Origin of the sequence: Nonomuraea candida, from assembly GCF_000725485.1 — a bacterium.
GTDB lineage: Bacteria > Actinomycetota > Actinomycetes > Streptosporangiales > Streptosporangiaceae > Nonomuraea > Nonomuraea candida.
The window spans coordinates 49049-63730 of the sequence record NZ_JOAG01000033.1; the positions used below are offsets into that span (position 1 = coordinate 49049).

A 14682-nucleotide genomic window follows, 5' to 3' on the forward strand; every position below is an offset into this window, starting at 1 on the left:
CTACCGTTAAGTAAGCTCTCGTGCTACCGTGCTTACTTACCGATAGGTAAGGAGGGATCATGAAGGTCCTCATCTCCGGGGCCAGCGTCGCCGGGCCCGCGCTGGCGTACTGGCTCACCCGGCACGGCTTCACCGTCACCGTCGTCGAGCGGGCGCCGGCGCTGCGCAAGACGGGCGGCCACGCGATCGACCTGTTCCGGCCGGCGATGGACATCGTCGAGCGGATGGGCGTGCTGGAGCAGGTCCTGGCCGCCAAGACCGGCACCGACTTCCTGACCATGCACACGGAGTCGGGGGCGCGGGCGGAGCTGGAGATCCGGCGTGTCATGGGCGCCGTCTCCGACCGGCACGTCGAGATCATGCGCGACGACCTCAGCGAGATCTTCTACGACGCCACCCGCCACGACGTCGAATACGTCTTCGGCGACTCCATCACCTCGATCTCCGGCGACGGCGAGGTCACGTTCGAGCGCGGCGCGCCGGCCCGGTACGACCTGGTGATCGGCGCCGACGGCCTGCACTCCAACGTGCGCCGCCTGGTCTTCGGGCCGGAGTCGCGCTACACCTCCTGGGTCGGCGCCTACCTGGCCGTGGCCTCGGTGCCCAACCACCTGGGGCTCGACGGCCGCATGGAGGGCGTGGCCGGAGTGGGCAGGATGGCCGCGATGTACGGCGCCGCGCACCTGCCCGACGCGCGGGCGGTGTTCCTGTTCAGGACGGCGCGGGAGCTCGACTACCACCACCGGGACACCGACCGGCAGAAGGAGCTGCTGCGCGCCCGCTTCGACGGCCTGGGCTGGGAGGTGCCCCGGCTCATGGAGGAGCTGGCGCGCACCCCGGCCTTCTACTTCGACTCGATCACCCAGCTCCGCCTCGACACGTGGTCACGGGGCCGGGTGACGCTCGTGGGCGACGCCGGCTACTGCCCCGGCCCGGCGGTCGGGGGCAGCACGAGCCTGGCGGTCGTGGGGGCGTACGTGCTGGCGGGCGAGCTGGCGGCGCACGGCGGCGACCACACGCGGGCCTACCCGGCGTACGAGGCCGAGCTGGGCGACTACGTGCGCCGCAGCCGCACGTTCGCGATCAACGCGGCCCGGCGGCTCGTGCCGGGCAGCCGGTTCGAGCTGTGGGCGCTCACCGCCGGCGTGCGGCTGATCAACCGCCTGCCCGTCGCCCTGACCAGGGCCGCGGCCAAGGCCGGCAGCAAGGGCGTGCGGCTGCACGACTCGATCGCGCTCAAGGACTACGCAGCTCGACGGGAAACGACGTCACGCCCCTGACGAACGCGTTCGGCAGGATGCGCGGACCCTCCGCGTCGGCCCAGGAGGCCGAGCCCACCCGCGCCAGCCACTCCTCGAAGAAGATCCGCAGCTCCAGCCGGGCCAGCGCCGCCCCCAGGCAGAAGTGCGTGCCCAGGCCGAACGCGATGTGCCCGCCCGGCCGCCGCGTCACGTCGAAGACCTCCGGGTCGTCGAACACCTCGGGGTCGCGGTTGGCCGAGCCGTACATGAGCAGCACCTGCTGCCCCCGGCGGATCTCCCGCCCGCGCAGCAGGGTGTCGCGGGTGGCCGCGCGGCACATGTTGAGTATCGGGGTGGTCCACCGGATGAACTCCTCCACGGCCCCCTCCATCAGGCCGGGGTCGGCGCGCAGCCGCCGCCACTGCTCCGGATGGCGGATCAGCGCGTCGATCGCGGTGGCGATGACCGTCCTGGTGGTCTCGGCGCCGCCGTCGAGCAGCAGCAGCGCCTCGTTCACCAGGTGCTCGTCGTCGTAGCCGGGGTCGGCGCACCACAGGGACACCAGGTCGTCGCGGGGGCGGGCGCGGCGCTCGGCGGCCAGCTCCAGCACCGCCAGCGCGAACTCGCCCGCCGCCACGGCGGCCTCGTGGGTGACGTACCGCAGCCCGCCCCCGGCCACGATCGTGGACTCCGACCAGTGCTTGAGCCTGGGCCAGTCCTCGTCGGGGAAGCCGAGCAGCCGGCCGATCATCCGGGCGGGCAGCGGCGCGGCCAGCTCGGCCACCGCGTCCACCGTGCCGCGCGCCAGCGCGCGGGTCAGCAGCTCGACGACGATCCCGCGGATGTGGCCGGCGTGGCGCTCGAACACCTGGCGGGGCGTGAAACGGCGGTAGACGAGCCGGCGGCGCCCGGCGTGCTCCGGATCATCCAGCCCGATCATGGACGGCTCTGAGGGGAGCTGGGGGCGGTAGCCGCCGGTGCTGGTCCACAGCCCGGGGTCGCGCTCGATGGCCGAGATGTCGGCGTGGCGGGAGACGCCCCACAGGCCGTTGCCCTCGTCCCAGTGGACGGGGTCGTGCTCGCGCAGCCAGGCGTAGACGGGGGCGGGGTCGCCCGCGTACAGGGCGCCGTCGAGTAGGTCGGTCATGCCAGGACCCCCTGGCCGCGCAGCTTGTCCGCCTCCTCCTGCGGCAGTCCCCAGCCGGACAGGTCGGTCAGGCGGGTGGCGGGCGCCAGGTCCTGGGCGGGCACGCCGAGCAGGCGGGGCGCGGGCACCGGGTGGGTGACCTCGCCGACCTTGACGAACGAGCCGCGGGCGGCGTTGTGCGGGTGGGCGGCGGCCTCGGCCATGGACAGCACCGGGGAGACGCAGGCGTCGGAGCCCTCGAAGACCGCCTCCCACTCGGCGCGCGTCCTGCGCCGGAACTCCTCGGCCAGCCGCGCCCTGAGCGCCGGCCACTGGGCCCGGTCGTTCCTGTCGGGCAGGTCGGTCAGGCCCATGAGCGTGACCATCGTCTCCCAGAACTGCGGCTCCAGCGCGCCCACGGCCACATATCCGCCGTCGGCCGTCTCGTACGTGTCGTACTGCGGCGCGCCGGTGTCGAGCAGGTTCGTGCCCCGCGGCCCCCAGTGCCCGCCCTGGACGGCCTGGTAGAACATCGAGAACAGGATCGCCGCCCCGTCCACCATGGCCGCGTCGATCACCCGGCCCCGGCCCGTGCGCTCCCGCTCGAACAACGCCAGCAGCACCCCGTAGGCCAGCATGAGACCGCCGCCGGCGAAGTCGCCCAGGATGTTGATCGGCGGGGTCGGCTTGTCCCCCTCGCGTCCCAGCATCGACAGCACCCCGGACACGGCGATGTAGTCGATGTCGTGCCCGGCCGTCGGAGCCAGCGGCCCGTCCTGCCCCCACCCGGTCATGCGGCCGTAGACCAGCCGCTCGTTCACGGCGTGCAGGTCCTCGGGGCCGATGCCGAGGCGTTCGGCCACTCCCGGCCGGAAGACCTCGATCACCACGTCGGCGTGGCGCACCAGCTCCTTGAAGGCCGCCACGCCCTCGGGCGCCTTCAGATCCAGCCCGATCGTGTGCTTGCCGCGGTCCATGACGTCGGTGCGCGGCCGGTCGGAAACCGTCTTGACCCGGTCGATCCGCAGGACGTCGGCGCCGTGATCGGCTAGCATCATCCCCGCGAACGGCCCGGGGGCGAGCCCCGCGAGCTCCAGCACGCGCACTCCGGACAGCGGACCCCGGCGAACCTCAGGCATCGGCCTCTCCTTGCTGTGGACCCTGCCCCAGTAGAACAACATTCGGTGAACTGGTGCAAGCGGCCTTTCCGACCTTCCCGCGAAGTCGTGGCAGGTATGGGAAACTTGCCCACTGTTCGGGTGGTCTTCAGACGGCAGCGTCCAGCGGCCGTCCGCGGCGCCCGCCGGCGCCGCCGCACCTCGGCGACGCCCGGCGGACGCCCGCGGCGGGCGCTACGCGCAGCCACAGGGGTAGGACATGGTTTCGGATAGCAACCGGCTCGTCGCAGGGCGCTACCAGTTACTGCGCGAACTGGGCCGCGGGGGGATGGGCGTGGTCTGGGAAGGCCGCGACACACTGCTGCACCGGCAGGTGGCCATCAAGGAGGTGCTGCTGCCCGACGGGCTGTCACCGGGCGACCGGGAGCGCCAGCTCCTGAGAACCGCCCGCGAGGCACGCACCGCGGCCAAGCTCAACCACCCCAACGTCGTCGCCGTCTACGACGTGGTCGAGGAGGGCGGCCGGCCCTGGATCGTGATGGAGCTGGTCAGCCACCCCTCGGTCGAGCAGGTCGTGCTCACCTCCGGCGCGCTGCCCGTGCGCGAGGCGGCCGACCTGGGCAAGCAGGTGCTGTCGGCGCTCAGGGCCGCCCACCAGGTGGGCATCCTGCACCGCGACGTCAAGCCGAGCAACATCCTGCTCGGCGACGACGGCCGCGCGGTGCTGATGGACTTCGGCATCGCCACCGTCGAGGGCGACGCCTCGCTGACCAGGACCGGCATGGTGACGGGCTCGCCGAGCTTCCTGGCGCCGGAACGGGTCCGCGCCGAGAACGCCGGGCCGGAGTCCGACCTGTGGTCGCTGGGCGCCACGCTGTACGCCTGCATGGTCGGCCGCTCGCCGTTCGAGCGCGGCGACCCCATGGCCACGCTCAACGCGCTGCTCAACGAGGAGCCCGACTACCGCAGGATCCCGCCGGCCATGCACCCGATCCTGAAGGGCCTGCTCCGCAAGGAGCCCCAGGACCGGGTGGACGCCGAGGAGGCCGACCGGCTGCTCAGCGCCATCCTGGCCAGCAGGCCCGCCCACGACGACCTCGACGTGCCCGAGCGGCGGAAGCGCGGCAAGAGCGGCGGGCCGGGCAGGGCGCTGCTCGCGGCGGCGGCCACGGTGGTGCTGGTGCTCACGGGCGGCGCGGTCGCCTACTTCAGGACGGCCTCGCCGGCGGAGGGCGCGCCCCGGGCCAGCACCCAGCCGGCCGCCGCGACCGGCTCCATCACGCCGAGCGCCACGCCGACGGTGACCGCGACGCCGACGCCGACCCCCACGCCCAGCGTGACCAGGGTCGCGCCCGCCGTACGCGCGTGGACCTCGCGCGACGGCTGGTCCATCATGCGGCCGACCGGGTGGCGGGGCGCGCGCGGGGAGGCGTACACGCACTGGACCCGCAGGGACGGCAACGCGCACCTCGGCGTGCAGGCGCTCTACGTCGACCTCACCCCGGGCGAGATCATCGTCACCGAGCAGGAGAACCTCGCGCAGACCGCCCAGGACGTGGTGAACCGCGGCCGCAGGACCGTCACCCACCAGGGCGTCAAGGCCGTGGAGTGGGAGTTCTCCTGGACCGCGGGCGAGGAGAACGAGCAGCGCTGGGTGCGCCCGGGCGCTCGCTACCGCGAGGTGCGCCGGGCCCTGGTGGTGGGGGACACCGCGTACGTGCTGTCCTGGACGGTCGCCGAGAGGCAGTGGCCGCGCAACAGGGCTCTGATGCGCCAGGTGATCGGCAGCTTCACCGTGGCGCCATGAGGCCCTGGGACCTGCTGGCGCTCCCGCCGCTGCCCGAGGAGCTCATGCGGAGCCTGCTGGCCCCGCTCGGCGACCGGGTGAGGGTGCGCCTGCCCGCCTCCCGTGACAGGGACGCGCTGCTGGCGGCGCTGCCGGAGGCGGAGATCGTGCTCGGCGACTGGACGGGCACGCTCGTCCTCGACGCCGCGGCGGTGCGCGCCGCGCCCCGGCTGGCGTTCGTGCAGCAGCCGTCCGTGGGCGTGGACGGCCACGACCTCGCCGCGCTGGCCGCCGCCGGGGTGCCGGTGGCCAACACGCCCGGCGTCAGCGCGGCCGCGGTCTCCGAGTGGTGCCTGGCCGCCACGCTGTCGCTGGCCCGCAAGCTGGGCGCCGGCGACGCCGCCGTACGCGCGGGGGAGTGGCCCCAGCAGGGCCTGCGGCCGATGGAGCTGCGCGGCAAACGCGTCGGCGTCATCGGCTACGGCCCGATCGGCGCCACCTGCGCGGCGATGTTCCGGGCGCTCGGCTGCCAGGTGACCTACTGGACCCGCACGCCGCGCGCCGACCCCGGCTTCGAGGACCTGGACGCGCTCGTGTCCGGCAGCGACGTCGTGGTCGTCGTGATCGCGCTCTCGGACGAGACGCGCGGCCTGCTCGACCCCCGCCGCATGAAGCGGGGCGCCCTGCTGGTCAACGCGGCCAGGGGCGGCGTCGTCGACCAGCAGGCGCTCGTGGCGGCGCTGCGCGAGGGCCACCTCGGCGGCGCCGCGCTGGACGTCTTCGACGTCGAGCCGCTCCCGCCCGGCGACCCGCTGCGCGACCTGCCGAACGTGCTGCTGTCGCCGCACGTCGCGGGGGTGACGCCGGAGGCGAGCGGGCGCCTGGTCGCGGCCGTGATGGAGAACCTGACGGCCGTGGTGGAAGGGCGGGAGGTGGCTCACGTGGTGAACGGCGCTCCGTCCGTGATCAGCAGGAATTTTACGGAATCGCCTGCCGAGTAGGGGATTCACCTGGCACGATGAACAGTTTTCGTGTCTTTAACGACCCCGGTCTGTTCCGGGTCGCTCATGGGAGATACGGTCTTACGGACGATCTCTGCCGGCTCAAGGGGGTGCTTTCGTGACGACGACGATGTCGGCTCACCGTCGGGCAGTAGAGCAGATCAGGCGGTCGTACGCCGAGATTCCGGGTGACGCCGCGCCCCGGCTCGCCAAGGCCACGTCCAACCTGTTCAGGTTCCGCGACGGCGGCAGGACGGCCAAGCTCTCGGCCCGGGATCTCGACCAGGTCATCAGCGTCGATCCCGAGACCATGACGGCCGAGGTCCAGGGCATGACGACGTACGAGCACCTGGTGGACGCCACGCTGCCGCACGGGCTCATGCCGTACGTCGTGCCGCAGCTCAAGACGATCACGCTGGGCGGCGCCGTCACCGGGCTGGGGATCGAGTCCACCAGCTTCAGGGACGGGCTGCCGCACGAGTCGGTCGAGGAGATGGAGATCCTCACCGGCGACGGCCGCGTCGTCGTGGCCCGCGACGACAACGAGCACGCCGACCTGTTCCGCTCCTTCCCGAACTCCTACGGCACGCTCGGCTACGCCCTGCGCATCAGGATCAAGCTGCGCAAGGTCCAGCCGTACGTGCACCTGACCCACGTCAGGTTCACCGACGCGGGCAAGTGCATGCTGGCCATGCAGGAGATCTGCGACAGCATGGTCTACGACGGCGAGAGCGTCGACTTCGTGGACGGCGTCTTCTTCGAGCCCGGCGAGATGTACCTCACGCTCGGCCGCTTCGCCGACCGCGCGCCCTACATCTCCGACTACACCGGCATGCGCATCTACTACCAGTCGATCAGGCAGCGCACCCGCGACTGGCTGACCGTCCGCGACTACCTGTGGCGCTGGGACACCGACTGGTTCTGGTGTTCGCGCGCCTTCGGCGTGCAGCAGCCCGTGGTCCGCTCGCTCATGCCGCGCCGCTGGATGCGCTCCGACGTCTACCGGCGCCTGGTCGCGCTCGACCGCAAATACGGCTTCACCGCCCGCCTCGACAGGTGGCGCGGCCAGCCGGTGCACGAGCCGGTCATCCAGGACGTGGAGACGCCGGTCGAGCGCGGGGCGGAGTTCCTGGAGTTCTTCCACGACAAGGTGGGCATGACCCCGGTGTGGATGTGCCCGCTGCGGGCCGGCTCCCGCTGGCCCCACTACCCGCTCGAACCGGGCAAGCTCTACGTCAACTTCGGTTTCTGGGGATTGGTGCCGCTGCCACGGGGACAGTTCGACGGCTACTACAACCGGCTGATCGAGGGCGCCGTGCACGACCTCGATGGTCACAAGTCGCTCTACTCCACCTCGTTCTATGCCCGTGAGCAGTTCTGGCAGCTGTACAACGGCGACGCATATTGGCCGGTCAAGCGGGAATACGACCCGAACGGTCGCCTGCTGGACCTGTACGAAAAATGTGTACGGGGAAGGTGAGCAGATGGCTCTGGCATCCATCTTTGAAAAGATCGTGGGCAACGACACGAACATCTCGTTCACGGCCTACGACGGGAGCAAGGCGGGGCCCGACGGCGCCGACCTGGCGATCGAGGTCAAGTCCCCGATAGCCGTGGCCTACCTGGCCCAGGCGCCGGGCGAGCTGGGCCTGGCCAGGGCGTACATCTCCGGCCACATCGACGTGCAGGGTGACATGTACACCCTGCTCGACCGGATGTGGAACATCACCACCAACGACCTGACCACGTCCGAGAAGCTCGACGCGGTCAAGGCGCTGGGCGTCAAGCCGCTGCTCATGCGGGTGCCGCCGCCCCCGCAGGAGATGCGCCAGAGCGCGCTGGCCAAGCTGGGCTCCCGGCACGCCAAGCAGCGCGACGCCGAGGCCATCCACCACCACTACGACGTCTCCAACCGGTTCTACGAGTGGGTGCTCGGCCCGTCCATGGCCTACACGTGCGCCTGCTTCCCGACGGAGGACGCCACGCTGGAGGAGGCCCAGTACGCCAAGTTCGACCTGGTGGCCCGCAAGCTCGACCTCAAGCCCGGCATGCGCCTGCTCGACGTCGGCTGCGGCTGGGGCGGCATGGTCATGCACGCCGCCAAGCACTACGGCGTCAAGGCCCTCGGCGTCACCCTCAGCCGCCAGCAGGCCGAGTGGGCGCAGAAGGCGATCGCCGACGCGGGGCTGCAGGACCTGGCCGAGGTCCGCTTCATGGACTATCGCGACGTCACCGAGACCGGCTTCGACGCCGTCAGCTCGATCGGCCTGACCGAGCACATCGGCAAGGCGAACGTGCCGTCCTACTTCGAGTTCCTCTACGGCAAGCTCCGCCCCGGCGGCCGCATGCTCAACCACTGCATCACCCGGCCGACCGGCAAGGAGAAGACGTTCAACAAGGGCGGCTTCATCAACCGCTACGTCTTCCCCGACGGCGAGCTGGAGTCGGTGGGCTGGCTGATCAGGCAGATGGAGGACATCGGCTTCGAGATCCGCCACGAGGAGAACCTGCGCGAGCACTACGCCAAGACCCTCCGCCACTGGTGCGACAACCTCGACGCCAACTGGGAGGACGCGGTCCAGGAGGTCGGCATGGGCACGGCCCGCGTGTGGGCCCTCTACATGGCCGGCTGCATCGTGGGCTTCGAGCGCAACAAGGTCCAGCTGCACCAGGTGCTCGGGGTCAAGCTCGACCACGAGGGCCGCTCCGGCGTCCCCCTGCGCCCCGCCACCAACTGGCCCTGACCACCCACCCGGCCCACCCGAACCCCGTCCCCGGGTGGGCCACCGGGCCCGGCAGTGAGCCCGCCGGGTCAAAAGGGCTGCATCTGATCGATCACCTTGGCCGCGATTTCCATGATCGCCTCGACCTTGGGTATGTCCGCACGCACGTCCTCCGTGCTGAACCGAGGGGATCCGAGCCGCGGATACTCGGCTTCGTTTCGTCGGCGCCGCATCCGGTCGAACGGCCGCAAGCTTCTACCCAATGGCGGATCCAGCTGGGCGACGACCGCTTCGTACACCGCGATGTGCCCACCTCGGCTGCTTGCTCTCAGCCCCTGGTTCTCCAGAACGGCGGCCAGTGACTTGCGCGCCGCGTCATACAGCAGCTGATAGGCGCCGATCGGGTCCGACTCCAGCGCCATACGGGCTGTGGCCACGTGCTTTCCCGCCTGCTGCAACAGTTCGTCGGCCTGCGCGCGACTCGCTGCCACCTTCTCGAGCTCACCGCGGCCGAGCATGCCTTCGACCGCGGCGCGGCCCTGTTCCCATCTCATCGATTCTCACTATGGTCGAGTTTGAGACGTACGAGCGGCCGAGCCTTGATGGTCTGCAGGAAGGGATCGTCCTTGGACGACGCCCATTCCTCTCGGCTCAGCCGGCGGATGTTCACTTCCCTCCCGAGCCGTGCCTCCGCTGTCCTGGCGATGTCGTAGAGGTCGTCTTCATCGGCCGTGCCTACGACGAGGACGTCCACGTCATGAGGCACTCTTCCGGCCATCCCTGAGTACCGAGCCGCCCAAGAACCGTAGATGTAGGCCTCCTCCACGCCATCGACCCTGGCCAGGTGTTCGCCCAGCACGGCCACCGGGCCATAGGTCAGGGCGAGCAGCTCGGTCAGAGGACGGGCCACGACCACGTCGGTGTCCGCCCGGACCATGCGCATGTTGCCGATCTTGCGCGTCACGAGCAGGCCTGCGGCGGTCAGGCGGTCCACCTCGCGGGTCACCGTGGCCTGTGAGACCTCGAACCTCTTCGCCAGCTGGACCTGTGCGTACTCTTCCTCAGGATGCAAGAACAACCAGGCCAGAAGTTCACCCTGGAAGGGAGAGCGCAACAGAGGAAGCAGCATGGATGGCGGTTCTTTCATAAACTGAAAGATAGCTTGCAGTTCATGCAAGTTCCGTAGAGCCCGCCTGGTCGGCGGAGGGTGCCGAGCGGCGTTGCCGGTCCTTGGCGTGTCGCCCCTTGCTGGGGCGTTGCTCGTCGGAGCCGGACTCCTCCTGGGTCTCCTGCGGCTGCTCCTTGCCGATGGGGGGCTTGGCGTGCCTGCCCACGTCGTTCTCCTTCACTTCTCCCTACTGCTTAAAGTGACCGTATGGCTACAGTCAGCGCCGGGGCAAGCGAGAAAGCTGAAAGGTGAACGATTTTCCGGCCCCGTGATCGTCCCGGTGATCGGCCCGGTGCGGGAGGGGCCGATCACCGGTGGGGGCGGGGTCACGCCGGGGTGCAGGGGGTGCCGTTCAGGGTGAAGGCGGAGGGCTTGGCGGTGTCGCCGCCGTGGGTGGCCTGGAAGCCGAACGACGCCGACGCGCCCGGTGCGATCGTGCCGTTGTAGGCGACGTTCCTGGCCGTCACCTGGCCGCTGCCCGGGGAGATCGCCGCGTTCCAGGCGGAGGTGATCGTCTGGCCGGCGGGCAGGGTGAAGGCCAGGCTCCAGGAGGTGAGCTGCGCGCCGCCGGTGTTGGCGACGGTGACCGCGGCCGTGTAGCCGGTGTTCCACGTGTTCATCGTGTACGTGACCCGGCAGTCCCCGGGCGGGGGCGTGACCGTGGGCGTGATGGTCGGGCCGGGGCCGCCGCCCTCCGACAGGCCGAAGAAGTCGACGGCCATGGCCGCCATCCCGCTCTGCGGCAGGTCGTGGCCCACGCCCTGCAAACTGATCGCCTCGACCGGGGGCCTGGCGCCGGTGCCGCCGTACCGGGTCCTGGTCCAGCCGGACCCGGGCTGGTCGGTGAGGCTGGGCGTCTGGCTCAGGCCGTGGACGTTGGTCCACTGCTTGATCTGCTCCTGGAAGTTCGGATAGCGCAGGGTGGCGTCCTCGGTGCCGTGCCAGATCTGCATGCGCGGCCGCGGCCCACTGTAGCCGGGGTACGCGGCGCGTACCTGGTCGCCCCACTGCTGCGCGGTCTTGACGAGCCGGCCGTTGGCGCACGTGCTGTTCCAGCTCGACCCGTCGGTGGTGGCGAAGCAGCCGAACGGCACGCCCATGAACGACGCCCCCGCCCGGAACACGTCCGGGTACGCGCCGATCAGCACGTTCGTCATCATGCCGCCGGAGGAGGCGCCGGTCACGTAGGTGCGCTCGGGGTCGGCGTTGTGGCGCTGCTGCACGTACCTGACCATGGACACGATGCCCACCGGGTCGCTGCCGCCGTTGTGCGTGAGCGCCTGCGGCGAGGAGACGTCGAAGCAGGACCCGCTCCTGGTCGCCGAGGGATAGACGACGATGAACTTGTACCGGTCGGCCAGCGCGGCGAACTCGGTGCCCGCATGGAAGGCGGGGCCGGAGCCGGTGCAGTAGTGCACGGCCACCAGCAGGGGCGGTCTGGCGCCGACGCCGTCGGGGACGTACAGGTGCATGCGTAAGCCGGTGGGGTTCGCGCCGAACCCCGTCACCTCGGTGAGCTGGGCGGACGCCGCCGGAGGCGCGGTGACCAGGGCGGTGATCACCAGCGCCGCGGCGGCCATGAGGGCGCTTGCTATGCGAGCTTTCAGCTTCATCGAGTTCCTCTCGCTCGGCAGCCGAAATATTGCGAGTGTCCACAGAAAATTTCGGCACCGCAACAGGCCAGGTGCGGGCAGAGGAGCGGAGGAGTCTTGAGCTGGGGAGAGGCCAGGAGGAGAGGCTAGGGCGGGCTGAAACTTTCGGCGTGGCAGGAGGCGTTCACGCCGTCATGATCGCGCCAGCTCGTCGAGCGTGGTGGTGAGTCCGGTCCAGGCCGTCTCGGCATCCGGCGTGCCGGCGTGGGGCGAGCGGAACCACTCCACGAACTCCACCACGTCGTTCAGCGCCCACCGCAGCCGGTACAGCGCCAGCGCGTCCCGGTCCACGGCCCGGCCCGCCGCCTCCGCGTAGCGCTCCAGGTCGTCCTCGCCGCGAACCACCAGCCACAGGTCGCGCTCCGGCGCCGCCGTCCCGACCGTGTCCCAGTCCACCAGCAGGAGCCGGTCGCCCCCGGCGCGCAGCAGGTTGCCGGGGTGGGGCTCCCCGTGGGTCACCACCTGCTCCCTCGGCTTGGCCGCCAGGCGGTCGAGCTCCGCCAGCCCGCGCCGCAGCGTCCCGGCGTGCGCGGCGATCAGCTCCTGTGCCGGGCGCGAGTACGGGCCGCCGAGCCAGGGGCTCGAAGGGCCGTCCAGGGCCTGCTCCAGCCCGGCCCGCCCGGTCAGCTCCACCGGGCGCGCCGGGGTGGACAGGGGCGGGGGCGTGGCGTGCAGCTCGGCCAGCAGGTCGATGACGCGGGCGCGCTCGCCGGCGGGCAGCTCGTCGCCGAAGTGGCCGGCCCGGCCCTCCTCGTACGGGAACACGCTCATGGCGTGACGATGCCGGTCCAGCCGGCGCAGCACCGAGCCGTCGCAGGCGCGCAGCGGGGCGACGACGAAGCCCAGGCCCGCCTCCTCGCGCAGCGTCGCCGCCGTCTCCATGGCCGGCCGCAGCCCGTCGTACGTCTGCCGCCGCACGTCCGCCACCGTGACGAACCACCGCCGCCCGGTCCGCTCGGCCGCGATCCAGTGGAAGTCCCCGAACCCGACCGGCGCGTAGTCCAGCCGGACCGCCTCGATGCCCCAGGCACGCAGCGCGGGCCGCAACAGTGCTTCGTCGAAGTCGTCCGGTCGATCTCGCATGACCGGCAACCTACCGCCCCGCACCCACCCCAAGCAGCCCGGGCGGCAGGCCGTGCGCGGACGGTGCGGGGCCGGTCGGGGCGCCCGCGCCGTCCGTGCTCCGGCGGATCGGGCCCGCTAGCGCAGTTCGCGCTTGAGGATCTTGCCCGTGGCCGTCATCGGCAGGGCGTCGCGGAACTCGATGATCCTGGGGTACTTGTAGGCCGCCATGTTCTCCTTGGCCCAGGCGATCAGCTCGTCCTCGGTGATCGTGGCGTCGGGGTTGCGGATCACGTACGCCTTGACCTCCTCGCCGTGCGAGTCGTGCGGCACGCCCACGACGGCGGCCAGCGACACGGCCTCGTGGGTCATGAGGACCTCTTCGACCTCGCGCGGGTAGACGTTGAACCCGCCCCGGATGATCATGTCCTTGGCCCGGTCGATGATCGAGTAGTAGCCGTCGGCGTCGCGCGTGGCGATGTCGCCGGTGCGGAACCAGCCGTCCTTCATGACCTCCGCGGTCGCCTCGGGACGGCCGTAGTAGCCCTTCATGATGTTGTGGCCGCGGATGGCGATCTCGCCGGGGCCCTCGCCCTCGACGGTCTTCCAGTCGCCGTCGACCAGCTTCATCTCCACGCCCCAGATCGGGGTGCCGATCGTGCCGGGCTTGCTGGGCCGGCCGAGCTGGTTGAAGCAGGCCACCGGGGAGGTCTCCGACAGGCCGTACCCCTCCAGGATGCCGATGCCGAACGTCTGCTCGAAGTCCTTGAGCACCTCCACCGGCGCCGCCGCGCCGCCCGAGACGGCCACCTGCAGCGAGCGCGGCACCTCCACGCCCTCGGCGTGGATCTTCGTGAGCATGCCCCAGTACATGGTGGGCACCCCCGCGAAGTACGTCACGTTCTCCTTGGCCATGAGCGCCAGGGCCTCGCCGGGGTCGAAGCGCGGCATCAGCACGATCGTGGAGCCGCGCAGGAAGCCGGTGTTCATGACGGTCGTCTGGCCGAAGGAGTGGAACAGCGGCAGCACCGCCAGGTAGGTGTCGCCGCCCTCGGTGCGGGGGAACATGCGGTCGCTGATGATGGCGTTCATCAGCATGTTCTGGTGGGTGAGCTCGGCGCCCTTGGGCCGGCCCGTGGTGCCCGAGGTGTAGAGGATGACGGCCGTGTCGTCGGGCGAGGTCTGCACGGTCTCGAACTCGCTCGCCATCCCGCCCAGCGCGGCCCAGAACGACTCGCCGTACTTCGACTCGGTGGCCAGCGGCGTCGCGGGCAGGACGAAGAAGTGCTCGCAACCCTCGGCGGCCTCGAAGCCGGCCTTGCCGCGCTCGCCCAGCGGCAGCTCGGGCGTGCCCTCGAAGCAGAACAGCGCCTTGGCGTCGCTGTCGTCGAGGTGGTAGGCGATCTCCCGGGACTGGAGGAGGACGTTGAGCGGGACCACCGTCGCGCCGGTCTTCAGGATGCCGAAGTAGACGAACGGGAAGTACGGCAGGTTCGGGCAGGCCACCGCCACCTTGTCCCCCTTGCCGATTCCGCGTGTCACCAGGAGGTTCGCGACCTGGTTCGCTACGGTGTCGATCATGGAGTACGGCAGCCGCATGTCGCCGAAGACGATCGCGGTGCCGTCAGGGGTGTTCCTGGCGCTGTCCTCCAGGACGACCGACAGGTTGAGCATGACGCCTATTCCTCCCTAGAGACCGATTGCCGCCATCTTCGCAGTACCCGCATACCGACTGGTAGGTAACTCAGGTCACAAGTGCATATGGACGAGGCCCATAGGCGTGAAGTAAGCAAGTAGGAAGTTAC

General features: G+C 70.7%; 13 protein-coding genes. 5 read left to right on the forward strand and 8 right to left on the reverse strand.

From position 1 onward, the window contains the following. The first annotated feature begins 59 nt into the window (after nt 1-59). Nucleotides 60-1280, forward strand: a complete 1221-nt coding sequence (locus IO39_RS30120; protein WP_043630063.1) for an FAD-dependent monooxygenase — start codon at nt 60-62, stop codon at nt 1278-1280. Here IO39_RS30120 and IO39_RS30125 read toward each other — a convergent pair. Both IO39_RS30125 and IO39_RS30130 read right to left on the reverse strand, forming a co-directional pair. After that, nucleotides 1237-2388 carry a cytochrome P450 gene (locus IO39_RS30125; protein WP_043630064.1) on the reverse strand — a complete coding sequence of 384 codons (1152 nt, stop codon included), beginning with the start codon at nt 2386-2388 and terminating at the stop codon, nt 1237-1239. The genes IO39_RS30120 and IO39_RS30125 overlap by 44 nt on opposite strands. After that, nucleotides 2385-3506 (reverse strand): CaiB/BaiF CoA transferase family protein, encoded by a 1122-nt coding sequence (locus IO39_RS30130; protein ID WP_043630120.1) that lies wholly within the window; start codon nt 3504-3506, stop codon nt 2385-2387. Before IO39_RS30130 ends, IO39_RS30125 begins: the two co-directional genes overlap by 4 nt. Nucleotides 3507-3744: 238 nt before the next feature. Between IO39_RS30130 and IO39_RS51115 the strand changes: the two genes are divergently transcribed. The 4 genes from IO39_RS51115 to IO39_RS30150 all read left to right on the forward strand — a co-directional run bounded on the left by IO39_RS51115 (nt 3745) and on the right by IO39_RS30150 (nt 9016). Further along, nucleotides 3745-5292, forward strand: coding sequence for a serine/threonine-protein kinase (locus IO39_RS51115; protein ID WP_084773732.1), 1548 nt, complete (start codon nt 3745-3747; stop codon nt 5290-5292). After that, nucleotides 5289-6272: an NAD(P)-dependent oxidoreductase gene (locus IO39_RS30140; protein ID WP_043630066.1), complete on the forward strand. Its 984-nt coding sequence runs from the start codon at nt 5289-5291 to the stop codon at nt 6270-6272. Before IO39_RS51115 ends, IO39_RS30140 begins: the two co-directional genes overlap by 4 nt. Nucleotides 6273-6402: 130 nt before the next feature. After that, nucleotides 6403-7752, forward strand: a complete 1350-nt coding sequence (locus IO39_RS30145) for an FAD-binding oxidoreductase (RefSeq protein WP_043630067.1) — start codon at nt 6403-6405, stop codon at nt 7750-7752. A gap of 4 nt (nt 7753-7756) precedes the next feature. Then, nucleotides 7757-9016, forward strand: a complete 1260-nt coding sequence (locus tag IO39_RS30150) for an SAM-dependent methyltransferase (protein WP_043630069.1) — start codon at nt 7757-7759, stop codon at nt 9014-9016. A gap of 68 nt (nt 9017-9084) precedes the next feature. On the opposite strand, the gene IO39_RS30155 is transcribed toward IO39_RS30150, so the two are convergent. The 6 genes from IO39_RS30155 to IO39_RS30180 all read right to left on the reverse strand — a co-directional run bounded on the left by IO39_RS30155 (nt 9085) and on the right by IO39_RS30180 (nt 14551). Continuing rightward, on the reverse strand, nt 9085-9549 hold the full coding sequence (locus IO39_RS30155; RefSeq protein ID WP_043630071.1) for a HEPN domain-containing protein: 465 nt from the start codon (nt 9547-9549) through the stop codon (nt 9085-9087). Then, nucleotides 9546-10142 carry a MarR family transcriptional regulator gene (locus IO39_RS30160; RefSeq protein ID WP_043630072.1) on the reverse strand — a complete coding sequence of 199 codons (597 nt, stop codon included), beginning with the start codon at nt 10140-10142 and terminating at the stop codon, nt 9546-9548. Before IO39_RS30160 ends, IO39_RS30155 begins: the two co-directional genes overlap by 4 nt. Nucleotides 10143-10164: 22 nt before the next feature. Then, complete coding sequence (locus IO39_RS30165) at nt 10165-10344, reverse strand: hypothetical protein (protein WP_043630073.1); 180 nt, start codon at nt 10342-10344, stop codon at nt 10165-10167. A 145-nt stretch (nt 10345-10489) separates the two neighbouring features. Next, nucleotides 10490-11776: an extracellular catalytic domain type 1 short-chain-length polyhydroxyalkanoate depolymerase gene (locus IO39_RS30170; protein ID WP_084773734.1), complete on the reverse strand. Its 1287-nt coding sequence runs from the start codon at nt 11774-11776 to the stop codon at nt 10490-10492. Between the two features lie 171 nt (nt 11777-11947). Next, complete coding sequence (locus IO39_RS30175; protein ID WP_052423553.1) at nt 11948-12898, reverse strand: aminoglycoside phosphotransferase family protein; 951 nt, start codon at nt 12896-12898, stop codon at nt 11948-11950. A 117-nt stretch (nt 12899-13015) separates the two neighbouring features. Then, a complete protein-coding gene (locus IO39_RS30180) occupies nt 13016-14551 on the reverse strand; it encodes a long-chain-fatty-acid--CoA ligase (RefSeq protein ID WP_043630074.1) in 1536 nt (511 codons plus the stop codon). Between the last annotated feature and the right edge of the window lie 131 nt (nt 14552-14682).